The sequence below is a fragment of the Geodermatophilus sp. URMC 60 genome, from assembly GCF_053502585.1.
The window spans coordinates 1,137,086-1,161,316 of record NZ_CP199958.1 but is presented as its reverse complement, the minus strand read 5'-3'; the positions used below and the strand labels follow the sequence as shown (position 1 = coordinate 1,161,316).

At 74.6% G+C, this 24,231-nt stretch carries 20 protein-coding genes; 8 read left to right on the top strand and 12 right to left on the bottom strand.

From position 1 onward, the window contains the following. Positions 1-225: 225 nt before the first annotated feature. Positions 226-1,215, top strand: coding sequence for an NAD(P)H-quinone oxidoreductase (locus tag ACWIX3_RS05580; RefSeq protein WP_448611086.1), 990 nt, complete (start codon positions 226-228; stop codon positions 1,213-1,215). A 109-nt stretch (positions 1,216-1,324) separates the two neighbouring features. Here the strand turns inward: ACWIX3_RS05580 and ACWIX3_RS05575 are convergent, their stop codons facing one another. Beyond that, entirely contained in the window at positions 1,325-2,548 is a 1,224-nt protein-coding gene (locus tag ACWIX3_RS05575; protein WP_448611085.1) for a cysteine desulfurase-like protein, read from the bottom strand. An 89-nt stretch (positions 2,549-2,637) separates the two neighbouring features. Between ACWIX3_RS05575 and ACWIX3_RS05570 the strand changes: the two genes are divergently transcribed. Further along, a complete protein-coding gene (locus ACWIX3_RS05570) occupies positions 2,638-3,204 on the top strand; it encodes a bacterial proteasome activator family protein (RefSeq protein WP_448611084.1) in 567 nt (188 codons plus the stop codon). Between the two features lie 102 nt (positions 3,205-3,306). Here ACWIX3_RS05570 and ACWIX3_RS05565 read toward each other — a convergent pair whose 3' ends face one another. Genes ACWIX3_RS05565 through ACWIX3_RS05545 form a run of 5 tightly spaced genes read right to left on the bottom strand, consistent with a single transcriptional unit; the run spans position 3,307 to position 8,322 of the window. Next, entirely contained in the window at positions 3,307-3,666 is a 360-nt protein-coding gene (locus ACWIX3_RS05565) for a glycerol dehydratase reactivase beta/small subunit family protein (RefSeq protein WP_448611083.1), read from the bottom strand. Then, positions 3,651-5,546, bottom strand: coding sequence for a diol dehydratase reactivase subunit alpha (locus ACWIX3_RS05560; RefSeq protein WP_448611082.1), 1,896 nt, complete (start codon positions 5,544-5,546; stop codon positions 3,651-3,653). Before ACWIX3_RS05560 ends, ACWIX3_RS05565 begins: the two co-directional genes overlap by 16 nt. After that, positions 5,543-6,142, bottom strand: coding sequence for a propanediol/glycerol family dehydratase medium subunit (locus ACWIX3_RS05555; protein WP_448611081.1), 600 nt, complete (start codon positions 6,140-6,142; stop codon positions 5,543-5,545). The genes ACWIX3_RS05560 and ACWIX3_RS05555 overlap by 4 nt, the downstream gene beginning before the upstream one ends. Before the next feature lie 3 nt (positions 6,143-6,145). Beyond that, positions 6,146-7,840 (bottom strand): propanediol/glycerol family dehydratase large subunit, encoded by a 1,695-nt coding sequence (locus ACWIX3_RS05550; protein ID WP_448611080.1) that lies wholly within the window; start codon positions 7,838-7,840, stop codon positions 6,146-6,148. Then, positions 7,837-8,322 carry a diol dehydratase small subunit gene (locus tag ACWIX3_RS05545; protein ID WP_448611079.1) on the bottom strand — a complete coding sequence of 162 codons (486 nt, stop codon included), beginning with the start codon at positions 8,320-8,322 and terminating at the stop codon, positions 7,837-7,839. Before ACWIX3_RS05545 ends, ACWIX3_RS05550 begins: the two co-directional genes overlap by 4 nt. A 171-nt stretch (positions 8,323-8,493) precedes the next feature. Between ACWIX3_RS05545 and ACWIX3_RS05540 the strand changes: the two genes are divergently transcribed. Together ACWIX3_RS05540 and ACWIX3_RS05535 are read left to right on the top strand one after the other, a co-directional pair. Further along, a complete protein-coding gene (locus ACWIX3_RS05540) occupies positions 8,494-8,901 on the top strand; it encodes a GlcG/HbpS family heme-binding protein (protein ID WP_448611078.1) in 408 nt (135 codons plus the stop codon). A gap of 99 nt (positions 8,902-9,000) precedes the next feature. Continuing rightward, positions 9,001-10,506 carry a GAF domain-containing protein gene (locus tag ACWIX3_RS05535; protein WP_448611077.1) on the top strand — a complete coding sequence of 502 codons (1,506 nt, stop codon included), beginning with the start codon at positions 9,001-9,003 and terminating at the stop codon, positions 10,504-10,506. Between the two features lie 218 nt (positions 10,507-10,724). On the opposite strand, the gene ACWIX3_RS05530 is transcribed toward ACWIX3_RS05535, so the two are convergent. The 6 genes from ACWIX3_RS05530 to ACWIX3_RS05505 all read right to left on the bottom strand — a co-directional run bounded on the left by ACWIX3_RS05530 (position 10,725) and on the right by ACWIX3_RS05505 (position 20,342). After that, positions 10,725-12,305: a methyl-accepting chemotaxis protein gene (locus tag ACWIX3_RS05530; RefSeq protein WP_448611076.1), complete on the bottom strand. Its 1,581-nt coding sequence runs from the start codon at positions 12,303-12,305 to the stop codon at positions 10,725-10,727. 453 nt (positions 12,306-12,758) lie between these two features. Then, positions 12,759-14,354, bottom strand: a complete 1,596-nt coding sequence (locus ACWIX3_RS05525; protein WP_448611075.1) for a methyl-accepting chemotaxis protein — start codon at positions 14,352-14,354, stop codon at positions 12,759-12,761. A gap of 177 nt (positions 14,355-14,531) precedes the next feature. Continuing rightward, positions 14,532-15,335, bottom strand: a complete 804-nt coding sequence (locus ACWIX3_RS05520) for an HAD family hydrolase (RefSeq protein WP_448611074.1) — start codon at positions 15,333-15,335, stop codon at positions 14,532-14,534. Positions 15,336-15,346: 11 nt separating this feature from the next. Further along, positions 15,347-16,273, bottom strand: coding sequence for an HAD family hydrolase (locus ACWIX3_RS05515; RefSeq protein WP_448611073.1), 927 nt, complete (start codon positions 16,271-16,273; stop codon positions 15,347-15,349). Beyond that, positions 16,270-17,571 carry a serine--tRNA ligase gene (serS, locus tag ACWIX3_RS05510; RefSeq protein ID WP_448611072.1) on the bottom strand — a complete coding sequence of 434 codons (1,302 nt, stop codon included), beginning with the start codon at positions 17,569-17,571 and terminating at the stop codon, positions 16,270-16,272. The genes ACWIX3_RS05515 and serS overlap by 4 nt, the downstream gene beginning before the upstream one ends. Then, positions 17,568-20,342, bottom strand: a complete 2,775-nt coding sequence (locus ACWIX3_RS05505; protein ID WP_448611071.1) for a response regulator — start codon at positions 20,340-20,342, stop codon at positions 17,568-17,570. The genes serS and ACWIX3_RS05505 overlap by 4 nt, the downstream gene beginning before the upstream one ends. 185 nt (positions 20,343-20,527) lie before the next feature. Between ACWIX3_RS05505 and ACWIX3_RS05500 the strand changes: the two genes are divergently transcribed. From ACWIX3_RS05500 to ACWIX3_RS05485, 4 genes are all read left to right on the top strand, one after another. Beyond that, positions 20,528-20,908 (top strand): response regulator transcription factor, encoded by a 381-nt coding sequence (locus tag ACWIX3_RS05500; protein ID WP_448611070.1) that lies wholly within the window; start codon positions 20,528-20,530, stop codon positions 20,906-20,908. Then, positions 20,905-21,957 (top strand): HEAT repeat domain-containing protein, encoded by a 1,053-nt coding sequence (locus ACWIX3_RS05495; protein ID WP_448611069.1) that lies wholly within the window; start codon positions 20,905-20,907, stop codon positions 21,955-21,957. The genes ACWIX3_RS05500 and ACWIX3_RS05495 overlap by 4 nt, the downstream gene beginning before the upstream one ends. Continuing rightward, positions 21,957-23,396, top strand: coding sequence for a glycosyltransferase family 2 protein (locus ACWIX3_RS05490; RefSeq protein WP_448611068.1), 1,440 nt, complete (start codon positions 21,957-21,959; stop codon positions 23,394-23,396). Before ACWIX3_RS05495 ends, ACWIX3_RS05490 begins: the two co-directional genes overlap by 1 nt. 96 nt (positions 23,397-23,492) lie before the next feature. Then, positions 23,493-24,209 (top strand): hypothetical protein, encoded by a 717-nt coding sequence (locus tag ACWIX3_RS05485; protein WP_448611067.1) that lies wholly within the window; start codon positions 23,493-23,495, stop codon positions 24,207-24,209. Positions 24,210-24,231: the final 22 nt, after the last annotated feature.

Genomic DNA, 24,231 nt, shown 5'->3' with positions numbered 1-24,231 from the left:
TCAAGCCGAGGCGTGCCCGAGGGCCCGGCCGCACACCACCCGACCCATCCGTCACACGGCCGGTCCCTGCACGTGGTTCGCGCAGCTCACCGGGACGGCGACCGGTGGCCCCCTCCAGGGCACGGCCCCGAGCTCGCGAGGAATGGGGAGGAGGGTGGCCCCCTCCCGGGCACCGCCCCGAGCTCGCGAGGGGTGGGGAGGAGGGGGTCCTTCTAGGGTCGGGGCATGCGCGCGGTGACCCTCAGTGGATCCGGTGGCCCCGAGGTGCTCGGCTGGGGCGAGGTCCCCGACCCGGAGCTGCGGCCGGGCGAGGTGCTCGTCGACGTCGTCGCGACCGCGGTGAACCGGGCCGATCTGCTGCAGCGGGCCGGCTTCTACCCGCCGCCGCCCGGGGCCAGCGAGATCCTCGGCCTGGAGTGCAGCGGGGTCGTCAGCGAGGTCGGTGAGGGCGTGACCGGCTGGTCGGTCGGCGACGAGGTGTGCGCGCTGCTGTCCGGGGGCGGCTACGCCGAGCGGGTCGCCGTTCCGGCCGGGCAGCTGCTGCCCCGCCCCGCCGGGGTGGAGCTGGCCACCGCGGCGGCGCTGCCCGAGGTCGTGTGCACCGTGTGGTCGAACGTGTTCATGCTCGCGGGGCTGCGCCGCGGCGACACGTTCCTGGTGCACGGCGGGTCCAGCGGCATCGGCACGATGGCCATCCAGCTGGCCGCCCGCGCCGGCGCCCGGGTGCTCACCACCGCGGGGACGCAGGCCAAGCTCGACGTCTGCCGCGAGCTCGGCGCCGAGGTGGGCATCAACTACCGCGACGAGGACTTCGTCGAGCGGGTGCTGGAGGAGACCGACGGCGCGGGCGCGGACGTCGTCCTCGACAACATGGGCGCCAAGTACCTGGCCCGCAACGTCGACGTGCTGGCCACGGGCGGGCGGCTGGTCTGCATCGGGATGCAGGGCGGGACGAAGGCCGAGCTGGACCTCGGCAAGCTGATGCGCAAGCGGGCCGCGGTGCACGCGACGACGCTGCGCTCCCGGCCGGCGACCGGCCCCGGTGGCAAGGCCGAGATCGTCGCGGCGGTGCGGCACGACGTGTGGCCCGACGTCGAGCGCGGCGTCGTCCGGCCGATCGTGGACCGGCGGCTGCCGATGTCCCGCGCCGCCGAGGCGCACCGGGTGGTCGACGCCAGCGAGCACGTCGGGAAGGTGCTGCTCATCGTCGAGTGAGCCGTCCTCGCGGCCCCGTCCCGAGGCCCGCCCCGAGCCTGCGAGGACTGTGGCCCCGTCCCGGGGATCGCCGCGAGCGCGCGAGCGGTGAGGGGGACGGGGTCCTTCCTCAGCGCGGGCGCAGGGCGGCGACCGCGTCGACGAGGTACCCGACCTCCTCGGCCGTGTTGTAGTGCATCAGCCCCAGCTGGACGGCGCCGCCCTCCTCGTTGACCCCGAGCGCGTCGAACAGCTCCCGGGCCCAGAGGTCGCCGTCCCACGCGCAGATGCCGCGCCGGGACAGCTCGTGGGCCACCTGCCGCGGGCGCATCCCCGCGACGGTGAACGACAGCGTGGGCGTGGTGCTCGGGGCCGAGCCGATCACCTGCACGTGGCGCATCGCGCGCAACGCCTGGTCCAGCCAGTCGAACAGGCTGCGCTCGTAGGCGGCGACCGCCGCCATGGAGGTGCGCAGCCGGTCCCGCCGGGTGCCGGTGGCGTCCTCGCACAGCGCGGCCAGGTGCTCGACGGCCGCGCTGACGCCGGCCAGCAGCTCGAAGGCGTACCCGCCGCTCTCGAACCGGTCGGGCACCCGGTCGGGCACCGGCGCCAGCTTCTCCGGCTCCAGCTCACCGAGCAGCCCGGGGTCGGCCACCACCGCGCCCACGTGCGGGCCGCACCACATGTCGGCGGCGACGGCGAGGAAGTCCGCCCCCATGGCGCGGACGTCGAGCAGGTCGTGCGCGGCGGCGTGCGTGCCGTCGACGTAGACCAGCGCGCCGGTCCCGTGCGCGCGCCGGGCGATCGCCGCGACGTCCGGCCGGGTGCCGATCGCGGAGCTCGCCGCCGTCACCGCGACCAGCCGGGTGCGCGGGCCGAGCAGCTCGTCGTACTGCCAGTCGGGCAGCTCGCCGGTCTCGATGTCGACCTCGGCCCAGCGCACGGCCACGCCGGCGCGGGCGGCCAGCTCCACCCAGGGCCGCAGGTTGGCGTCGTGGTCGAGCCGGCTGACGACGATCTCGTCGCCGGGCCGCCAGGTGCGGGCGAGCGCTCTGGCGAGGGTCCAGGTCAGCCGCGAGGTGTCCGGTCCGAGGACGACGCCGGTGGAGACGCCGCCGACCAGGTCGGCGACGGCGGTGCGGGCACTGGCGAGCAGCCCCTCCGCGCGCGCGGACGCCGGGAACACCCCGCCGCGGTCGGCCACCGGCACCCGCATCGCCTGCGCCACGGCCAGCACGACGTTCTCGGGCAGCAGCGCGCCGGCCGACCCCTCGGCGTGCACCAGGCCGTCGGAGAGACCCGGGAACAGGCCCCGGACGCGGGCGACGTCCAGCCGCCCCTCCCCCGGTCCCATGGGCCTCGACACTAGACGTTGCCCTGGACGGTCGGAGGCGACCCGGAGCCTCCCCGGCAGGCCTCCGCGACGCCGGGGAGGATGGGGACATGACCGCACCTGACAACGGCAGTGGACGCCCCCAGCAGGTCGTCGTCGTCGGCCCCGACGGGCGACCCGTCGGCACGATGCCCGTGCCCGACGGCGGGTCGCTGGGCGGGCGCGGCGACGACGCAGCCGGCGAGGGCGGCGGCAGCATCGGTGACATGGTCGAGCAGCCGGCGAAGGTCATGCGGATCGGCACGATGATCAAGCAGCTGCTCGAGGAGGTCCGCGCGGCGCCCCTGGACGACGCCAGCCGCAACCGGCTGCGCGACATCCACGCCTCCTCGATCCGGGAGCTGGAGCAGGGCCTCGCCCCGGAGCTGCGCGAGGAGCTGGAGCGGATCACCCTGCCGTTCAGCGAGGGCGAGACGCCGTCGGACGCCGAGCTGCGCATCGCCCAGGCCCAGCTGGTCGGCTGGCTGGAAGGCGTCTTCCACGGCATCCAGACCGCGCTGTTCGCCCAGCAGATGGCCGCCCGCGCCCAGCTGGAGGAGATGCGCCGCCGCGCGCTGCCCGGCGGCCCGGCGCCTCAGCAGCCGGACTTCCGCCCCGGCGGGGGCCAGTACCTGTAGACCCACGCTCCCGACGATCAGCTGAGATCACCGTCGCCGTTCCTGGCTCACCACCGGTGGTGAGCCAGGAACGGCGGTGACCAGCTCAGCTGATCATCGCGGTCAGACCAGCGGCAGGTGCTTGACCACCCGGGCCGCGATCCGGCCCACGCGACGCCAGTCCGAGGAGGGCGCCTGCGCCGGCGTCACGGCCACCGGCGTCCGCTCGGGCAGCGTGCCGTGGTGCACGGCGGCGGCCCCGTCGGCGGCCAGGCCGACGCCCACACCCAGCCGGGACTCCTCGGCGGCCGCGTGGGCCAGCGCGGTGGGGTCGTCCGGACCGGGGACCTCCTCGACGTCGGTGGGCACCCCCTCCTCCTCGACGCCGGCGCAGACCTGGCGCAGCACCGCGGCCGGAGCCTCGGGGTGGTGGTAGACCAGCACCGCCGGTCGGGGCCCCGGCGCGGTCACCCGGTCGGGCACCGGGCCTCCTCCGCCAGGAGGGCGGCGTGCGCCCGGACCAGGCCCGACGCGACCGCGTTGCGAGGCCCCTCGGTGCCCAGCACGTTGCCCGTCCCGCACACGATCCCGTGCGGCGCCAGCGCGTCCGCGATCAGGTCGGGGATCTCGAAGTCCAGGGCCGACCCGCCCAGCAGGACGACGAAGTCCAGCGCGCGGAGGTTGGCCCCGGGCGCCACCTGTCGCAGCGCCCGCAGGGCGTTGACCACGAACACCCGGCGTTTCGCCTCGCGGCGCACCCGCCGGACGTGGTCCAGGCCGTGCCGGGTGGGAACCGGGGCCGGCCCGTCCGGGGTCAGCACCACGACCCGCGCAAAGACGTGCGGCGGCAGCGGCTGGTCGAAGAACTGCACCGTGCCGTCCTCGTGGCGCAGGTGGAAGAAGCTCTCCACCTTGCCCAGCGGGAAGCGCTTGACGCTCTCGGCGGCCTCGCGGTCGTCGAGAGCGAGCTCGGAGTCGATCAGCTTGGTGACCAGTTCGCCCGCGCCGGCTACGTGGACGGCCGTGCACTCGCCCTCGCGGGTGAGCAGGGCGGCGTCGGTCGAGCCGCCCCCCAGGTCGAGGACGGCGACCGGCCGGTCGACGCCGGGGGTGGTGAGCGCACCGCCCACGGCCATCTCCCCCTCGACGCCGCCGATCTCGGCGGCCGCGCCCAGTTGCTCGGACACCAGGTCGGCGACCAGCTGCATGCGACTGCGGCTGGTCCGCACCATGGCCGCGAGTGCGACCGCGTTCTCCAGCGCCACCTCTCCCGCCAGGCCACCGCGCACCTCGGCCGGGACGAAGGTGTCGACCGCGAGCACGTCACGGATGGCGATCTCGGACACCGGCACGTCCGGCTGCCCGGCGACGTCCATGACGTCGGCCATCGTGTCCCGGACCTGGGCGAGCATGCCCCCGACGTGGGTCCCCGGTTCGCCGTGCGCGTCGTCCAGGGGCTGCACCCGGGCGACGGTGTCCATGATCGCCTCCGCGCCGGCGTCGACGTCCACCCGGAGGGTCTTGCCCGCGCCCCGGAGCACCAGCTCACCCACAGGGATGCGCCGGTCGGTGACGTCCCCGCTGGGAGTGCGCACCACCACGGCCGACCGGTTCCCCGTGAGCGCCCGGGCCACCGGGGAGACCTGCCGGGTCTGGACAGGGTCCAACTCGAACACGGTGGCCAGGCCGTAGGAGTTCGACAGCGTGCGGATCGTCCGCCCGGGTGGAGCCACCTCCACGGCGGCCAGCATGCCCAGCGGGACCCGCTCCACGGCCGCGACCTCGTCGACGACGGGGATCGACCGGTCGAGCCGGTTGGTGACCAGCACCGCGTCGTCGCCGGCCAGGACGGCGGCGACGACGTCCACCCCACTCCGGACGGCGGTGTTGACCGTGGTCGCGACGTCGTCGAAGTCCGCCCCCGCAGGGACCACGCACACCACCGGCCGGCCCGGCTCCTGCTCGACGAGCGCGCTGAGCGCCACCGTGGTGCCGACCCCCAACCCCTCTCCGCCCGGGGTGGCCGGGTTGTGCCCGATCATCGTCGACTCGGTGATGATCGTCTCGGTGATCGTCTCCATGGCCAGACCGCTGATCACCGGGGTGGCCTCGTTGAGCAGGACGGTGCGGACGTCCTCGACGCGCAGACCGGCCCGGACCAGGGCTCCCCGGATGGCGGTGAGTGCGCCGGCGGTGTTGTCCGGGGTGCCCTTGACGCCCGTCGTCCGGGTCAGGTCGGTGGCCAGGTAGGTGAGGGAGCCGTCCGGCCCGAGCGAGGCCAGGCAGGCCTCCGTCGTCGAGTTGCCGATGTCCACGCCGACGACGAGCCGCGCCGGCGACCGGCCGGGGTCGACCGTCGTCACGCCAGCGGGCGTGACCCGACCCGCCCGAAGACGGGCTCGACCTCGACCGCCGGGCGGCCGGCCTGGATGCACTCGAACTCCTTGAGGTGCAGCAGCGCCGCCTTGGCCTGCCACCGGGGGCGGGCCATCTGGTCGTTGCGCGTCGGGACCGGCTGCGGCGACTCGCCCTTCGCGTACTGCGCGGCGTTCGAGCCGATCATCCGGAACACCGGCGCGTCCAGCAGCGGGGACTGGGGGAAGAGCTCCAGGTTGCTCAGCCGCGGCAGGTCCCTCTGGTGGATCATCGTCGTCCCGCGGGACAGGATCCCCACGGCGATGCCGGACCCGGAGAGCTTCGCGCCGCCGTGGGAGATCGCGGCGAGGTCCGCGGTGTCGAACACCCGGATGATCCGCGCCGTGACGCCCTGCTCCTCGATGCCCGCCAGCACCTGGCGCAGCACCTCGGCGTGCGGGACGTCGACGATGGTCCTCGAGAAGTGCCCGGCGAACGCCGGTGACACCGCGATCACGACCTCGTCGGGGCGGGTCCCCCGGCCGGCCGGGCCGACCTCGCGCAGCGTGACCGTGCGGTCGGACGCCGTCGTGGCAGTGGTCATGGCTCAGCCCACCTCGGTCTCGGGGTTCGTGGCGGAGGTGACGTGGCGCAGCTTCTTGAGCTCCTCCCAGCGCTCCCCTGTCAGCCGGTAACCGGTGCCCGGGCCGGCGTAGTCGTTGACGTCGTTGATCGCCGAGAGCGGGGTGAAGTCGGCGGTGAGGATTGCCGAGGTCTGCAGCAGGTCGCCCGAGACCCGCTGCCGGAGCACGTTGAGCAGGCTCTCGGCGACGTCGTGGAAGCCGGTCGTCTCCAGGCCCCTCACCAGGTCCAACCCGGTGATGCCGCGCTCCATCACCGACTGCGCGCCCTTGAGGTCGGAGAGCACGTCGCGCAGCGGGTAGTCGTTCGAGGAGTCGGCGTAGGTGGCCGCCTCGACCTCCTCGTCGGTGATCGGGGGCAGGTCCAGGTGGGCGAACAGCGCCTGCAGCGCGCGCGCCGCCTTGTTCCGGGCCTGCAGGATCTCGGGCTCCCGGACGTGTCGCAGCCCGCCGTCGACCTGCAGGTCGCGCTGGATGGTGTTCCAGTCGTCGTAGTCCTCGGTGTCGAAGTTCGACCCGGCGAACATGTTGTCCGCGTTGGGCACCGCCGAGTACCCCGAGCAGACGAAGTCGGTCCCGGGCAGCAGCTGGGGCATCGCCCGCGCGGTCCGGCGCATCGACGAGTGCGAGAAGGACTGGTCGTTCCCGGACGCGCACTCCAGGTCGACCATGCTGGCCACCAGGTTCTCCGCGGCGACGGCGCGGATCCCGCCCGGCACGGCCCCCGGCACACCGATGCAGCTGATGGAGCCGTTCTGCAGCCCCTGCACCCCGGCGCCCTTGGCCATGAGGATGCAGCGGATCTCCAGGTACAGCATGGACTTGCCCTCGGCGTTGCCCATCTGCACCTCCGACCCGGTGCCTGAGGTGAAGCGCATCTTGATCCCGCGCGACGCGTAGGCCGAGGCGAGGAAGGCCTTGGACCACGGGGTGTCGTCGCCGTCGACGAACACCGACTCGGTGCCGTACACCGAGATGGTCTCGGCGTAGGCGGTGATGCCCCGCATGCCGAGCTCGAGCTCGGTGGCCTCCTCGAGGGCGCACTGGGTCAGCACGCCGCCGCGCCCGACCTGGCCGCCGACCTGCAGCGCGATGGCCACCAGCGGGGCGTAGCGCACCACCCCGAGGGTGGTCTCGAGCTCGGCGAACCCGCGCAGCGCCCCCTCGGCGGCGTCCGCGGCGACCTGCACGGGGTTGTCCCGGGCGCTCGTGGAGTGCCCCTGGTTCGCCGGCGTCCTGCGGGCCCGCATCTTCTGCATCGCCTGCATGATCTCGACGACGTTCATCAGCTTGACGACGTCGAGGATCTTGGCCGGCGTGAGCCCACGGGTCACCGCCAGCACCTCGCCGCGGGCGACCCCCGGGTCGATGAGCATCCGCGCGATCCGGGCCGAGGGGATGGCCGTGCACTCCTCGGCCGACGCGACGTCGATCGTGTGGTTGGCGATGAAGGTGTCCATGAAGTCGAAGTCCGCGCGTGCCTTGCCGTCGAGCTCGACGATGCGGCCGTCCTCCACCCGGACGCTCGGCGCCGGGTCGAAGTCGCTCTCCATCGCGACGAGGCCCTTCTCGGGCCACTCCTCGACGAAGCCGTCGAGGTTGACCGGGCGGCTCTCGAGGAGCTCGGTGCGGGTCGAGGTCCGGGGCTTGGTGCTGGTCATGTGCGGGACGTCCCCTCTGGGTCCTGCGGAACGGGGTCAGCCGACGTCGCCGTCGGGCGGGCGAGGAGGTCGCGGCGCGCGTACACCTCAGCGGCCTCCCGGACGAGGGCCGCACAGACCGGCGCTCCGTACGTCCCCTCCAGGTGGTCGGCCAGCTCCCCGAGCTGACCCGCGGTGGAGGCGCGCGGCCGCAGCGCGTTGTACATGGCGAGGACCTCGTCGTCGGGGATGGCCGTCATCTCGGCGGCCCGGCGGAAGTTCGCGGCCAGCTGCGGCCGGCCACTCGCGTCGGCGAGCTGGGCCTGCAGCTGGAGCGTCTCCGGCGCGATCCGCAGGTCCTCGGCCGACAGCTCGCCGGAGACCACCGCGTCCATGGTCAGGGCCGTGATCGGCTTGCCGCTGGGCGTGCGCAGCAGCTCCGGGTGGTTGATCGACAGGGGGTAGTCCGCAGTGGTCAGCTCGGGCGGCGGGGAAGCGCTCAACGCAGGCTCACTCTCGGTCGGTCCGCGCAACGTCCGCGCCACTGTGGCACGCACCACGTTGCACTGACGTTGCTCCGAGGCGCCGACCGCCGAGACCTCTCCGCGCGGAGGGGCCGGACCTACCCGACCGGAGAGGTGCCCGGCCCTCGTCCGTTGCGGTTTGCTCCCGGCATGAGCGCCTCGCTGACGTACGACTCCGCCCGCCGCGTCCTGGATGCGGGCATCGCCCGCGCCGAGGAGATCGGCCAGCCGATGAACATCGCCGTCGTCGACGACGGCGGTCACCTGCTCGCGTTCGGCCGGATGGACGGCGCCATCAAGGCGAGCATCGACATCTCCACCCGCAAGGCGGTCACCTCGGTCCTGATGGCCCTCCCCACCGCCGACCTCACCCCGCTGGTGCAGCCCGGCGCCGAGCTCTACGGGCTCGAGCAGACCGCGGGGGGCATGGTGGCCTTCGGGGGTGGGGTCCCGCTGTTCCGGGACGGCGAGCTGGTGGGGGCCGTCGGCGTCAGCGCGGGCTCGGTGGAGCAGGACGTCACCGTCGCGACCGCGGCCGCCGCCGCACTGGAGGGCTGAGGCCGGTCCTGTCCGGTGCGCCTTGCTGGTCGGACGGGCATGGGTGATGATCCGCGGCAGGCCGGCGCCGCCCGCCCGGCGAGGATGCTCGGGGGTGTCATGACCCGCTCTGCCCGGCACCGGCTCCCCTGCACCGGCCCCGGCGCCGTCGATGCCGCCGCTCACGCCAGACAGCTCGCCGAGACCTTCGACGCCGTGCTCGGCAGCAGTCCGGTCCGCCGGGTGCCCCGTCCGGTCGTCTCCGCCTCCTGGGAACGCAGCCTCGCGGCCCGCGTCGACCCCGACCGCCGGACGCCGCCGGTGGTGCACGGCCCCGACGAGGTGCGCGACATCCGGTCGGTCCATCCGCTGAACGCCGTCATGCCCCTGGTGCGGACCAGCCTGGCGGGCATCGCCGAGGAGGCGGTGCACCTCGTGCTCGTCACCGACGCCGCGGGCCACGTGCTGTGGCGGGAGGGGGCGGCCGAGCTGCTGGGCCCCGCCGATCGGGTCGGCCTGTTCCCGGGCACGAACTGGAGCGAGGCCGCCATCGGGACCAACGCGATGGGCACGGCGCTGGCCGTGGACGCGCCGGTGCAGATCCACTCCGCCGAGCACCTGGTCCGCACGTACCACTCCTGGACCTGCGTGGCCGCGCCGGTGCACGACCCCGACACCGGGACGGTCCTGGGCGCGGTCGACGTCAGCGGCCCGCTGCGGACCATGCACCCGTCGCTGGCGCAGCTGGTCGCCACCGTCGTCCAGCTGGCGGAGACCGAGCTGCGGCTGCGGATGGCCGTGGCCGACCAGCGGTTCCTGCTGCGCAACACGCCGCACCTCGCCCACCTGCGAGGGGCGGCCGGCGCGCTCGTCACCCCCACCGGCCGGGTGCTGGCCACGGAGCCCTCGGGAGGATGGCCCGAGCGCGTCGACCTGGACGGCGCGGCCGAACGGGCGCTGCTGCCCGACGGCCGGGAGGTGCTGGTCGAACCGCTCGCCGAGGGCTACCTGCTCCGGGCGTCGCAGCGCCCGTCCCGGACGGCGAGCACGTCGGCGCTGTCGCTGAGGGTCACGGGCACCGGTGCACCGAGCGCGGTGCTCGACGGTCGCACGATCGCCCTGCCGCTGCGGGCGGCGGAGATCCTCACCGCCCTCGCCCTCCACCCCGAGGGCCTCACCGGGGAGCAGCTCGCCTACCTGCTCTACGGGGACGACGGGAACCAGACGACCGTGCGCGTCCAGGTGCGCAGACTGCGCGCACTCATCGGCGCCGACGTGCTGCGCACCCGGCCCTACCGGTTGGTGGGCGCCGTGGACAGCGATTTCGGCTCGGCCCGCCGGGCGCTCCGGTCAGGGCGGGTGGCCGCCGCCCTGCGGGCGTGCGCCGGTCCGCTGCTGCCGCGGTCCGACGCGACGGAGATCCGTCAGCTGCGCGAGGAGCTGACCGCCGGGCTGCGTTCGGCGGTGCTGGCCACCGGTGACGTGGGCCTGCTGCACGCGTTCGTGCTGCACCCCCAGGGTCAGGACGACCTCGGCGCCCACGACCAGTTGCTCGGTCTCCTCCCGGCCGGCGACCCGCGGGCGGCGGGTGTGGCCCTGCGAGCTGCCCGGCTCCGGGCCGACTGAGCGGGGGACGACGACGGCGCCGTCCCCCGGCCGGGGACGGCGCCGTCGTGGACGGCCCCGCTGCAGGGTCCCGCCGGCCCCGTCCCGGGCCCCGCCGGCCCGCTGCAGGGTCCCTGCCGCGGGCCTGCGAGCGGTGGGGGCAGGGGTCCTTCCACGAAGGGTGGGCAGGACGGGGTCCTTCGACGAGCGGTGGGGACAGCGGGGTCCTTGCTCAGAGCTCAGACGCGGAAGCGGGCGACCGCCCCCTGCAGCTCCCCGCTCATCCGGGCCAGCTCGGCCGCGGCCCGCTGGGCGTCCTCGACCCGGGCGTTGGTCTCCTGCGTGCCCGCCGCCAGGCCGGTGATCGCCGCGGCGATCTGCTGGGAGCCGGTCGCGGCCTCGGCCACGTTGCGGTTCATCTCGTTGGTCGTCGCGGTCTGCTCCTCGACCGCCGCGGCGATGGTCGCCTGGAAGTCGTTGATCTCGCCGATCACCGAGCTGATCCGCCCGATCGCCTCCACCGCGCCCGCGGTGTCGGCCTGGATCGCCTCCACCCGCTTGGAGATGTCCTCGGTGGCCCGGGCGGTCTCCTGCGCCAGCTCCTTGACCTCGGAGGCCACGACCGCGAAGCCCTTCCCGGCCTCCCCCGCCCGCGCCGCCTCGATGGTCGCGTTGAGGGCCAGCAGGTTGGTCTGCTCGGCGATGCCGTTGATCAGCTTGACCACCGTCGCGATCTCCTGCGACGAGTCGCCCAGCTTGCCGACCGTCCGCGTCGTGGTCTCGGCGACCCCGACCGCCTGACCGGCCACGCGCGCCGCCGCCGTGGCGTTCTGGGAGATCTCCCGGATCGCCGACTCCATCTGCGACGACCCCGTGGCCACCGTGTCCACGCTGGAGGCCACCTCACCGGCCGAGGTCACCACCACGCCGGCCTGACCCACCGCCGTCCGCGCGTTGTCCGCGATCCCGTCGGCCGCGGCGTTGAGCTTCTGCGAGGCGCCCTCGAGCCGCTGCGCCGAGTCGCTGACCAGGGTGAGGACCGAGCCGATCGAGTCCAGGGTGCGGTCCAGCGAGCGGGCCACGTCCCCGATCTCGGCGCCACCGGTCTCCCCGGCGCGCACGCTGAGGTCACCCCCGGCGACCCGGTCGAGCACCTCCCGCACCCGCTGCACCGGCCGGGTCACCGAGCGCACGAGCAGCATGGAGAGCACCACGGCCAGGGTCAGGCCGAGCGCCACCACGACGAGCGTCAGCGTTCGCGCCTGCCCGTAGGCGGCCTGTGCGTTCGCCACCGTGTCCGCGGCGACCTGCTCCTGCGACTCGATGGCCGCCTGGAACGACGTGACCGCGGTGTTCTCCAGCTCCTTGAGCCGGCCGATGACCCTGCCGGCGTTCGCGAAGTCCTGGGCGGCCAGGTAGCCCTCCAGCTCCAGCTGGGTCACGACGTACGCGTCGGCGGCCTCCTGGTACTCCGCGAAGCGCTCGGCCACACCGGGGGCCAGCGTCGCGCCTGCGACCACCTCACCCTGGGCGATGAGGGCCTCCTGCGCCTCCGCCGCGAGCGCGGCGTCCTTCGCGTTCACCTCGGGACCGGCACTGACGATGAGCGAGCGTGCCGACCAGGCCTCGTGGACCCACCACGCGGTCTGCAGCTCCTCCAGCTCCTCCAGCGGCACGGTCCCCTCGGTGTACACGCGCTCGGCGTCGGCGCTCAGGACCGACATCCGCTGCACGCCGATGACGCCGACGGCGAGCGTGGTGAGGGCGACCACGAGGATCGCGGCGAGCATCCGGCCGCGCAGTCCGACGCGGCTGAGCAAGGTGCCCCTGTCTCCCCGTGCGGGTAGTGGGGCCGGGGGGTGTGCGGCGTCCATGCCGGTCTCCTGTGGCTCGAGCGGTCGGGCCGGTCCTGCGTCCGGTCCCTCGCGGGGACTCTCGGCCGGATCTGGCCGGTCTTGAGCCGGACCACGAACGCGACGGCGTGGAGGTCGCGCGGAGCGGTCGAGGAACGCTCGGAAGGACGCTCGGAGGGAGGCGAGGACGGCGGCAGCGTCCTCGTCCTCGCCGGCCGGCCCGCTGCCGTTGCAGGAGGGCTGCACTGGTCCCTGACCGCGGCGGCGGGCCCCGCGATCGGTGCTCGCACGACGCCCGAACACCCCTCGCCGGCACCGTTCGGTGGTCGGACCCGGTGGTGCGCCGGAGCGCAGGGGTCCCCTGGCGCAGGGAGCACGTCGCCCGGGACCCCGTGGGGCCCCGGGCGAGGTGCGGCCGGGTCAGAAGCGGAAGCCGTTGACCAGCGTCTGCAGCTGGCTGGAGACCTGGGCCAGCTCCTCGGACGCCTCGCGCGCGGCGCCGACGTGCTCGGTCGTGGCCTTGGCCGTCGCGGCCACCGCGTCGATGTTGTCCGCGATCTGCCCGGAGCCGGTGGCGGCCTCGGCGACGCTGCGGTTCATCTCGTTGGTGGTCGCGGTCTGCTCCTCCACCGCCGAGGCGATGGTGGTCTGGTAGTCGTTGATCTGCGAGATCACCTCGGCCACCTCGGCGATGGCGGTCACCGCGCTGCTGGTGTCGGCCTGGATGGCCTCCACCCGCCGGGCGATGTCCTCGGTCGCGCGGGCGGTCTCCTGCGACAGCTCCTTGACCTCGTTGGCGACGACGGCGAAGCCCTTGCCGGCGTCGCCCGCACGGGCCGCCTCGATCGTGGCGTTGAGCGCCAGCAGGTTGGTCTGCTCCGCGATCGAGGAGATCACCTTGACGACGTCGCCGATGGTGCGGCTGGACTCACCCAGGCGGGACACGGTCTCCGTCGTCGTCCCCACGGCGGTGACCGCCTTGCCGGCCACGGACGCGGCCTCGGTGGCGTTGTGCGCGATCTCCCGGATCGACGCCCCCATCTCCTCCGACCCGGCGGCCACCGTCTGCACGCTGTGCGACACCTCGCCGGCGGCTGCGGCGACCACCTCGGCCTGGGCGGAGGACTCCTCGGCGCCGACGGAGATCTGCGTGGACAGGTCGCCGACCCGGTGGCTGGCGGTCATCAGGGCCTCGATCGCCGACCGGAAGGTCGTCATGACCTGACCCATGGCGGCCAGCGCGCGGTTGGTCGACTCGGCCATCCGGCCCATCTCGTCCTTGGTGGCGACGTCGAGGCGCTGGGTCAGGTCGCCCTCGGCCACGGCGGCGAAGACCTTCTCCGCCTGGGCGAGGGGCTGGGTGATCGACCGGGTGGTGTGCCAGGCGATGAGGACGGCGAGCAGCGCGGCGCCGGCGCAGAACAGGACCATCATGAGCAGGAAGGTCGAGGCGACGTCACGGGCCTCGGCGCTGAGGTCCTGGTTCATCGCCTCCTCCATGTCGATGAGGACGTTGATCGCCGCCAGCCACTCGATGAACAGCGGCTTGGCCTGCTCGGCGAGCACCTGCGTCGCCTGCGCCCACTGGCCGGACATCCGCAGCTGGACGACCTGCTCGATCAGCGGCAGGGTCTCGGCCTCGATCCGCTCGATCTCGGCGAGCGCGGCGACCTCGTCGGCGTTGACGTTGGCCTCGTCGGCGAAGAGCTGGTCCATCGGCCCGGCCGAGGCGTCGTACTTGGCGGCGAGCTCCTCGATGAGGTCGATCTCCGGCTGGGCCGCGGCCGGGGTCTGTGCGAGGACGACGTCGCGCAGGGCGATGGCCCGGTCGTGGACGCTGCCGCGGAAGTTGATCGCGTAGCGCTGCTTCACGGCGTTGAGGTCGTTGATCGTGGTCAGGTGACTGTTGATCGTCTCGACCCGGGAGACGCCGGTGGCCGTCAGGCCGATCATGCACAGGACGACGATGGTGAAGCCGGCGACCAGCCGGCGACTGATGGACAGGTTTCTCAGCACGGCGCTCTCCGGGGGACCACGGACCTCGGGGGACCGCCCCCCGCTGCAGCACCCATCGGCGTCGGAGTTCGGACTGTGAACTCGAATCCTGAAGTGACAGCAGAGTGACTGCAGGACACCAACGAGGCGGTACACGAGCCGCTGGCCTGCGGTTACATGGCGCGCGACCGGATCGGCTCAGAGGGAGGCGAGGAAAGCGGCGACGCCGTCGTCCTCGTTGGTGCCGGTGACGTCGGTGGCCGCGGCGAGCAGGTCGGGGTGGGCGTGCGCCATGGCCACGGCCCGGCCGCCGCCCTCGCGCACCCAGTCGAAGGCGGCGATGTCGTTGGGCATGTCGCCGAAGACGACGACGTCCCCGGGGCCGAGGCCGTGCTGCGCGGCCACCTTCGCGATGCCGGTGGCCTTGGTGACGCCGCGCGCGGAGATCTCGGCCAGGGCGTCGGTGGAGGAGTTGGTGACCGTGGCGGCCTCCCCCACGACCCGCTCCACGAGTGCGACGAACTCGTCGCGGGGCAGCGTCTCGTGGCGGGCCAGCAGCTTGGCCACCGGCGCTGCGACCATCTCCTGCAGCGTCGCCACCGCCACGCCGGGCGCGTCGACGTCCCACCGCGGCTGGTAGACCGGCTCGTGGCGGAACTCCAGGCCGTACTCGACGGCGAACCAGGTGTCGGGCTGGTGCCGGCGCAGCTCGGCGGTGACCTGCTGCAGCACCGCGGGCTCCAGGGCGTCCTCCTCGAGCACCTCGAAGCCGGCCAGGTCCAGCAGGACGGCGCCGTTGCAGCACACCGCCGTGCCGTACCGGAGCACCTCGCGGATGCGCACCATCCAGCGCGGCGGCCGGCCGGTCGCCAGCACGACCGGCACGCCCTCGGCGCGCCAGCGCTCCAGCTCGGCCACCGTCGCGTCGCTCACGGTGTCGTCGCCGCGCAGCAGCGTCCCGTCCATGTCGCTGGCGATGAGCCGCGGTCTCCAGTCAGACATCGCACACCCGGTCAGACACCCGGACGCCTCCCGTCGAGCAGGGCCTCCAGGTACCGGGCGACGCCGTCGGCGTCGTGCCCGCTGGTGACCAGTGGTGTGGCCGCCCGGACGGCGGGGTGCGCATTGGCCACCGCGACCGCCCGGCCGCCGGCGTTCCGCACCGCCTCCATCATCGGCAGGTCGTTGGGCATGTCGCCGAAGACCAGCACGTCGCCGAAGCCCACCCCGTAGCGCTCCAGCGCGATGGCCAGGCCGGTCGCCTTGGTGATGCCGGGCGGCAGCACCTCGATGAAGCCCAGCCCGGCGTGGGTGACCTCGGCACGGGCCGGGTCGACCACCTCGCGGGCGCGGGCGAGCAGCTCGTCCTGGCCGAGGGTCGAGGAGCGGAGGAAGACCTTGAGCACCGCGCCGGTGGGCAGCACCTGGTGGCGCGGCAGCAGGTGCGCCGGTTCCGGGTAGGGCCACTCGAAGCCGTGCTGCACCCGCAGCGGGGAGTGCACCTCGCTCTGCTCGGCGGCGTCCTCCACCGCGAGGACCAGCTCACCGGCGACCGACTCGATCCGCTCGATGACCGCGGTCGCCTGATCGCGCGGCAGGCCCACCGTCCGCAGCACCTCGTCGCGCTCCAGGTCGACGACGAAGCCACCCTGGGCGAGGACGGCGATGCCCCGCCCGTCCAGCGCGGCACGGACGCTGTCGAACAGCCGCGGACCGCGACCGGTGACCCCGACCACCGGGATGCCGGCGTCCCAGCACGCGGTCAGCGCCGCCCGGGTGCGCGGGCTGACCTCGCCGTCGGAGGTGAGCAGCGTGCCGTCGAGGTCGCTGGCGACCAGCTTGGGCCGCCAGGTGCCGAGGTCGCCCAGCTCCACGACGTCGTCCGCCCCGGCGCCGGCGGTTCCGGTGCTGGGCAGCACGCCCGGCCGGTCAGCCGTCATGCGACCGGCGCCGGCACGGGCGCCGCGAGCGTCATGCCAGGGGTGAGCGCCTCGACGCCACCGAGCCACGGACGCAGCGCCTGCGGCACGGACACCGACCCGTCGGCGCGCTGGTGCACCTCGAGCAGACAGGCGATGGTGCGGGCGATCGCGCAGAGCGTGCCGTTGAGCGTCGCCGCGGTCTGGTTCCTCCCGTCGGCGTCGCGGTAGCGGGTGCCCAGCCGCCGCGCCTGGAAGGTCGTGCAGTCCGAGGTCGAGGTGAGCTCCCGGTAGGTCCCCTGCGAGGGGAACCATGCCTCGATGTCGTACTTGCGGGCGGCGCTGGTGCCCAGGTCGCCGGCGGCGATGTCGACGACGCGGTAGGGCAGCTCGAGGGCCTGGAGGAACTGCTCCTCCCAGGCCAGCAGCCGCAGGTGTTCCTCCGCGGCCTCCTCCGGCCGGCAGAAGCTGAACATCTCGACCTTGTCGAACCAGTGCACGCGGATGATGCCGCGGGTGTCCTTGCCGTAGGAGCCGGCCTCGCGGCGGAAGCAGGACGACCACCCGGCGTAGCGCAGCGGCCCGGCCGACAGGTCGAGCACCTCGTTGCTGCGCATGCCGGCCAGCGCGACCTCCGAGGTGCCGACGAGGTAGAGGTCGTCGCGCTCGACCCGGTACACCTCCTCGTCGTGCTCGCCGAGGAAGCCGGTGCCCTCCATGGCCGCGGGCTTCACCAGCGCGGGGGCGACGACAGGGGTGAACCCGGCCGCGACCGCCCGGCCGATGGCGAGCTGGGCCAGGGCGAACTCGAGCAGCGCGCCCGGGCCGGTGAGGAAGTAGAAGCGGGCACCGGAGACCTTCGCGCCGCGCTCCATGTCGATCGCGCCGAGGGCCTCGCCGATCTCCAGGTGGTCGCGCACCGGGAAGTCGTAGGTCGGCACCTCGCCGACGGTGCGCAGGGTCACCGCGTCGTCCTCACCGCCGGGCGGGACGCCGTCGTGCACCACGTTCGGGATGCGCAGGTGCGCCTCGCGCAGCGCGGCGTCGGCCGCCCGCAGCACCTCCTCGGCCTCCTTGACCTCGGCGGCCAGCGCCCGGGCCCGCTCGAGGACGGCGGGCCGCTCCTCGGGGGACGCCTTCCGCACCGCCTGGGATGCCGCCTTCTGGTCGGCACGCAGGTCGTCGGCGCGCTTGACGGCGTCGCGACGCGCGGCGTCAGCGGCGAGCAGCTCGTCGACCCGGGACTCGTCGGCCCCGCGGGCTCGCTGGCTGGCCTTGACGAGGTCGGGGTGCTCGCGCACCAGGCGCAGGTCGATCACCGCTCGATCGTAGGTGGCCCGGCGGCGTCGTCCCGGCCACCCGGTCCGACGGTGGCCAACAGCTCGCCGACCGCGGCCCGCACCCGGGAGCGCTCACGCTGCAGGGAGGCCAGCGTGTCGCCCACGGCGAGGGTGGCGGGGTCGACGGTCTCCAGGCTGTGGCACACCTGCGCCAGCGCGGTCGCACCCAGCGCGGCGCTGCTGCCCTTGAGCCCGTGCGCGAGGCGGGGCACCGAGCCCTCGTCGTCCACCGACCAGGAGGGCCGGTCCGCGGCGGCCACGATGGCCGCTACCGCCTCGTCGAGCGTGGCGAGGTAGCGGGTGTAGAGGTGGGCGAAGGCGTCGTCGCCGAGGTCGCGGAGGTCCTCCACGGTCTCCGGGTCGAGCGCGGTCTCCGGCCCCCGCTCGGCCGCGACGGGCGCGTCCGGCGGCGGGGTCACCTCGTCCAGGGCGTCCCGCAGCGTGGCCATCCGGATCGGCTTGGTGAGGAACCCGTCGGCCCCGGCCTCGAGGAAGGCCGTGCGGTCGGCCGCCAGCACGCTGGCCGTCACCGCGTAGATCCGCGGCTGCGTCCCCAGCGGGAGCAGCCGGATGGCGGCGGTCGCCTGGACCCCGCCGAGGACCGGCATCTGCGCGTCCATGAGGACGACGTCGTAGGTGCCGCGCAGGACGGCGTCCACCGCCTGCTCACCGTCGCCGACGTGCGTGCACTCGTGGCCCAACTGGCGCAGGTAGAGGCTCATCAGCTGGGCGTTCACCGTGTTGTCCTCGGCGACGAGCACCCGCAGCGACCGGGCGCTGCCGGCGGGGACGGGCAGCGCGGGCCTCCCCGGTTCCCCGCCGTCGGCACCGCCTCCGGTCCGCCCGGTGAGGACGGCGGAGCGCACCGTGCGGACCAGCCGCTCGGGCCGGACCGGCTTGTTCAGCCGGGCGTCGAAGTCGGCGTAGCGCTCCGGGGGCATCGTCGCGGAGCTGCTCAGCAGGACCAGCGGCAGCTGCGCCGTCCCGGGCCGGGCCCGCAGCCGCGCGGCGAGGACGTCGCCGTCCATCCCGGGCATGTCCAGGTCGAGGACGGCGGCGTCGACACCGGTCCCCCGGTCGAGCAGCTCGAGGGCGGCGGAGCCGCTGCCGGCGAGCACGCACTCGGCGCCGTGCCCGGTCAACTGGTGCTCGAGGATCCGGAGGTTGGTCGGGCTGTCGTCGACGAGCAGCAGCCGCAGGCCGGCCAGGCCGTCGGCGGACGGCCCGCCGGGCACGGCCGGTGCCAGCGGCAGGTCGAGCGCCACCGTGAAGGTCGACCCGGCGCCGGGCCGGCTCTGCAGCTGGATGTCGCCGCCCATGGCCCGGGCGATGCGCTGGCTGATCGCCAGGCCCAGGCCCGTGCCCCCGTAGGAGCGGGTCACCGAGGCGTCGACCTGGCTGAAGGAGCGGAACAGCCGGTGGTGCTGCTCGGGGCTGATGCCGATCCCGGTGTCGGCGACCGAGAGCCAGCACCGCAGCCGTCCGTCGGAGGCCGTCCCGGTGAGGCGGAGGACGACGTGGCCCTGGTGGGTGAACTTGACCGCGTTGCCCACGAGGTTGGTGACGACCTGGCGGAGCCGGCTGCCGTCCCCGACCACGTGCCACGGCCCGTCGCCGACGACGTCGACGAGCAGGTCCAGCCCGGCGCCGGTGGCCTGGGGGGCCAGCATCTGCGCGACGTCGTAGAGGACGCCGACGAGGTCGAACGGCGCGGCCTCCAGGTCCAGCTCCCCGGCCTCGATCTTGGAGAAGTCGAGGACGTCGTTGATGAGGGTCAGCAGACTGTCACCGCTGCCGGCGACGGTCTCCAGGTGGCCGCGCTGCTCGTCGGTGAGGTCGGTCGCGAGCAGCAGGTCGGTGAGGCCGAGGACGGCGTTGAGCGGCGTCCGGATCTCGTGGCTCATCGTCGCCAGGAAGGCGGTCTTGGCCTGCCCGGCGCGCTCGGCCTCGTCGCGGGCGGCGACCAGGTCCCGCTCGCGGGCGGCGACCAGCTCGTTGCGGTCCTGCAGCGCGTCGCCCAGGGCGTTGACGTCCGCGGCGATCCGGCGCAGTTCGGCGGACCCGGACTCCCCGGCCCGGCGGGTGAGGTCCCCGGCCGCCAGTGCCGCGAGGGCGTCGCGCACCTCCTGGGTGGGCGGCACGACCTGGGCGTCGAGCCGGCGGTAGGCGCGCCGCAACGCGGCCGCGACGGCCGCCGCCGTGCCCACACCGACGAGCGCACCGGAGTAGAGGGCGAGCTGCTGCAGCGCCATCGCGTCGGCCCGCCGCTCCTCGACCGCGGTCCGCGCCTCCGCCTCGGTCACGCGGTACGCGTCGAACAGCGCCTTGTCCTGGCTCAGCAGCTCGGCCAGCGCACGGGTGTTCCCGACCTCCGGCTGCTCGGCCAGCAGCGGCCGTACCCACTCCTCGGTCCAGCGCAGGTGCGCGGCCTCCAGCTCGTCCAGCCGGCCGGTCAGCTCGGCGTCGAGCCCGGTCCACGAGTCGATGTCCGCGTCGACCCGCTCGAGGTCGGCCACACCGGCCTCGTAGGGCTGGAGGAAGCGCTCTTCGCGGGTGATGAGGTACCCGCGCAGTCCGGTCTCCTGGTTGAGCATCGCGATGTGGCCGGTCTGCAGGGACCGCAGCATGTGGTCGTACGTCGCGATGCTGGTGCCCAGCACGGGGACGACGAGCACCGCGAGACCGAGCATGGTCAGCGCGACGACGGTCACCCCGGACAGCGCCACGAGCAGGGGGCGCCGGAGCAGCACCCGGAGGGGGAGCGGCTCGGTGGCGGGAGGACGTGCGCGATGCGTCAGCACGCTTCCGGTGTCGGCCGCCAGGGGTGACACCTTGAGCGCGACCGAGTGGCGGTCGTCCCGTCCCACGCACCACTTCAGTCACACGGCCGTCCTGCCGATAGCGGTCTGAGTCCACCCACGGATGGGAGAGCACCATGCCGCACGTCCTCGTCGTCGACGACGACCCCGTCGTCGCCGACCTCGTCGCCTTCCGGCTGCAGCGGATGGGCCTGGAGGTCACCGTCGAGAGCGACGGGGAGTCCGGGCTGGCCGCCGCCCGCCGGCTGCGCCCCGACCTCGTGGTGCTCGACTGGCTCATGCCGCGCATGGACGGCCTGGAGGTCTGCCGGGCGCTGCGCGCCGACGCCGACGCGGCCCTCGCCCGGACGCCGGTGCTGCTGCTGACCGCGAAGTCGCAGGACCCGGACCTCGAGCGCGGCTTCGCCGCCGGTGCCACCGACTTCATCGCCAAGCCCTTCAGCACCCGCGAGCTGGTCAGCCGGGTCACCGCGGCCCTCCCCGCCGTCCCGGCGTGAACCCCCTCGCCGCGCCGGCCGCGGTCGCGACGGCCGTCCTCGGCGCCCTCGTGGTGGTCCTCCTGGTCATGGTCGCGGCGGTGCACACCACCCGCGCCCGCCGGCTGGCCTCCGCAGCGGAGAACCGGGCCGAGCTCATGGCCCTGGTGCACGACCTGCTCGACGACGGCGACACCGACGCCGCCGCCGCGGCCCCGCCGGACCTCGACGAGGTCCTGCTGCACCTGCTGCCCCAGCTGCGCGGCGCCGACCGCGAGGCGATCCAGACCGCGCTCACCCGCCGCGGCGTCGTCGCCCGCGCGGTCGCCGACCTCGACGCCCGGGCCGCCTGGCGGCGCGGGCGGGCCGCGACGCTGCTCGGCAGCACCGCCGGCCGCGACCACCTGGCCCGGCTGACCGCGCTGCTCTCGGACCGCTCGCTCGAGGTGCGCTGCGCCGCCGCCCGCGCACTCGGCCGGGTCGGCGACCCCGCCGCCGTCCACGGCCTGCTCGCCTCGCTTACCACCGCGCGCCCGCTGCCCGCGGGTGTCGTCGGCATGGCCGTCCTGGACCTGGGCACCGCCGTCCTGCCGGCCCTGCGCGCCACGCTCGTCACCGGGTCGCCGGCCGCGCGGGCACTGTCGGCCGACGTCGTCGGCCTGCACGGCGACGTCGTCGCCTCCCCCGCCCTGGCCGAGCTGCTCACCGACCCGCGCCAGCCGGAGGACGTCCGGCGCGCCGCGGCCACCGCGCTGGGCCGCATCGGCGACCCCGGCTCCACCGAGCCGCTCGCCGAGGTCCTGGTCGACGCCACGCTCCCGGCCCTGCGGCGGGCCGCAGCCGAGGCCCTCGGGCGCATCGGCGACCCGGCCGGCGCGCCGACGCTGCTCGCCGGGCTGACCTGCCCCGCCCGCGAGGTCGCCGCCGCCTGCGGCGACGCCCTGGTCGCCCTGGGCCCCGAGGGCGAGTCGCTGCTGTCCGACGCCGCTGCCCGCGGCGGCCCGATCGGCGCCGCCGCGGCGGCCACCCTGGACGCCGTCCCGCGGCGCGGCCGGCTGGTGGGTGCCTGATGCGCCAGTTCTGGCTCGACGTCCTGCTCACCATGAGCTGGGCCGTCCTCGGCTACACCCTGCTGCTCGACCTGGTCATGCTCGGGCTGGTCCTGGCCGGCGCGCGCCGGGTCTCGCACAGCCGTCGCTGGGACGGCTCGGAGGGGCACGAGGAGATCTTCGCCAGCCCGCTCACCCCGGGCGTCTCGGTGCTCATCCCGGCGCACGACGAGGAGGCGGGGATCCTCGACACGCTGGCCGCCGTGCTCGCCCAGCGCTACCCCGTGCTCGAGATCGTCCTGGTCGACGACGGGTCGACCGACCGCACCTTCGAGAAGGTCGCCGAGCGCTTCGGCCTGGTCCGGGTCGCCGCCCGCCCGACGGCATCCCTGCCGGTGGACGGGGAGATCCTCTCGGTGCACCACGCGACGACCGGCGACCCGCTGACCGTCGTCCGCAAGACCAGCGTCGGGCGGCGGTCCGACGCGCTCAACGCGGCGCTCAACGTCGCCCGGCACCCGCTGGTGTGCATGGTCGACGCCGACTCGCTGCTCGAGCCCGAGGCGCTCGTGCAGGTGGCCCGCCCCTTCGTCGAGGACCCGGCCAACGTGGTCGCCGCCGGCGGCGTCATCCGGGCGGCCAACGGCGCACGGGTGGCCGGCGGCAGCGTCCTGGAGCCGCGGCTGTCCTCCCGGTGGGTCGTCCGCTTCCAGGTGGTCGAGTACCTGCGCTCGTTCCTCCTCGGCCGCACCGGCTGGGCCGACGCCAATGCGCTGCTGATCATCTCCGGCGCCTTCGGCCTGTTCCGGCGCGACCTGGTCGTCGAGGTCGGTGGCCTGGACGCGCTCTCCCTCGCCGAGGACGCCGAGCTGGTGGTGACCCTGCAGGAGCACCTGCGCCGGCAGCGCCGTCCGCACCGGGTGGTGTTCGTGCCCGAGCCGGTCTGCTGGACCGAGGTGCCCGAGACCCTCGCCGTCCTGGGCCGGCAGCGCCGCCGCTGGTCGCACGGCCTGGCGCAGCTGCTGTGGAAGCACCGGCGGATGATCGGCAACCCCCGCTTCGGCCCGGTCGGCGTCCTGGCCCTGCCGTTCTTCCTGCTCTTCGAGCTGCTCGGGCCCGTCGTGGAGGTCCTGGGCCTGGCGTCGGTCGTGCTGGCCGCCGTCCTCGGGGCGCTGGACACCACCACCGCGCTGGTCATGGCCGGCCTGGCCCTGGGCCTCGGCACGCTGCTGTCGACGGCCGCCGTCGCGGTGGAGGAGTTCTCCTACGCGCGCTACACCCGTGGCCGGGAGGTCGGCGTGCTGCTGCTCGCCGGGCTGCTCGAGAACCTCGGCTACCGCCAGGTGCACGCCTGGTTCCGGCTGCGCGGGCTGGTCGCCGCCCTGATGCGCCGCACCCCGGTGTGGACGGCGATGCCGCGCACCGGCTTCACGGAGGCCGAGCCGGTCGCGGTGTCCTGATCCCGTCGCGGTGTCCTGATCCCGGAGCACCCTCCCGCATCCGGGTGGATGCCGGCGGGTGAAGCGCCGGCAGGACGCGACCGCGAGGAGGCCGCCGTGACCGCACCGCTGCCCGGTGGCCGCGGACGCTGGCTGCTGCTCGGGACCGCGCTCGCCCAGGCAGCGAGCCCACCTGTCGCCGGCTTCGAGCAGGCGTCCGGGAGCGACCCGGTGGTGGTGCCGCCGGGCCCCTTCTTCGCCATCTGGGGCCCCGTCGTGCTCGGCTGTCCGGCCGCCGCCGTGTACGGGTTGCCGGTGCGGCGGGCCACGACCGACCCGTGGCGCCGGGTGCAGGTGCCGCTGTCGGCCGCGCAGGTCGGGTTCGTGCTCTGGCTGGTGGCCGCGGCGCAGGCACCGGCGCTGACCCTGCCCGTCTTCGCCGGGATGCTGGCCGCGTTGCTCGTCTGCCTGCGGGTCCTCGTGCGGACCCCCGCCGACCGGGGGACGCGGGTGCTCCTCGGCGGCAGCGTCGGCCTCTACGCCGGGTGGTCCAGCGCCGCCGTGTGGGTGAACGCGGCGACGCTCCTGCCCGAGCAGCTCGCCGACGGCACGGCCGTGCCGGGCCTGCTCCTGGCCGGGGCGGCCCTCACCGCCGCCGTCGTCGCCTGGCTGGTGCACGGGCAGCCGGCCTACGTGCTGGCCGCGGGCTGGGCGCTGCTCGGCGCGCTGGTGTCCAGCCTCGGGGCCGGCGCGACGGTCCTCGGGGCGGTCGCCGGTACCGGGCTGGTCGCCGTGACCGCCGTCGCACTGCTCGCCCGCCGCCGACCCGCCTGAGGGCCGCCCCGTCCCCCGGAGC

Coding starts and splice junctions, on each gene's coding strand:
- ACWIX3_RS05580 (WP_448611086.1), top strand. CDS start 226: ATGCGCGCGGTGACCCTCAGTGGATCCGGTGGCCCCGAGGTGCTCGGC.
- ACWIX3_RS05575 (WP_448611085.1), bottom strand. CDS start 2,548: ATGGGACCGGGGGAGGGGCGGCTGGACGTCGCCCGCGTCCGGGGCCTG.
- ACWIX3_RS05570 (WP_448611084.1), top strand. CDS start 2,638: ATGACCGCACCTGACAACGGCAGTGGACGCCCCCAGCAGGTCGTCGTC.
- ACWIX3_RS05555 (WP_448611081.1), bottom strand. CDS start 6,142: ATGACCACTGCCACGACGGCGTCCGACCGCACGGTCACGCTGCGCGAG.
- ACWIX3_RS05550 (WP_448611080.1), bottom strand. CDS start 7,840: ATGACCAGCACCAAGCCCCGGACCTCGACCCGCACCGAGCTCCTCGAG.
- ACWIX3_RS05540 (WP_448611078.1), top strand. CDS start 8,494: ATGAGCGCCTCGCTGACGTACGACTCCGCCCGCCGCGTCCTGGATGCG.
- ACWIX3_RS05535 (WP_448611077.1), top strand. CDS start 9,001: ATGACCCGCTCTGCCCGGCACCGGCTCCCCTGCACCGGCCCCGGCGCC.
- ACWIX3_RS05520 (WP_448611074.1), bottom strand. CDS start 15,335: ATGTCTGACTGGAGACCGCGGCTCATCGCCAGCGACATGGACGGGACG.
- ACWIX3_RS05515 (WP_448611073.1), bottom strand. CDS start 16,273: ATGACGGCTGACCGGCCGGGCGTGCTGCCCAGCACCGGAACCGCCGGC.
- ACWIX3_RS05500 (WP_448611070.1), top strand. CDS start 20,528: ATGCCGCACGTCCTCGTCGTCGACGACGACCCCGTCGTCGCCGACCTC.
- ACWIX3_RS05490 (WP_448611068.1), top strand. CDS start 21,957: ATGCGCCAGTTCTGGCTCGACGTCCTGCTCACCATGAGCTGGGCCGTC.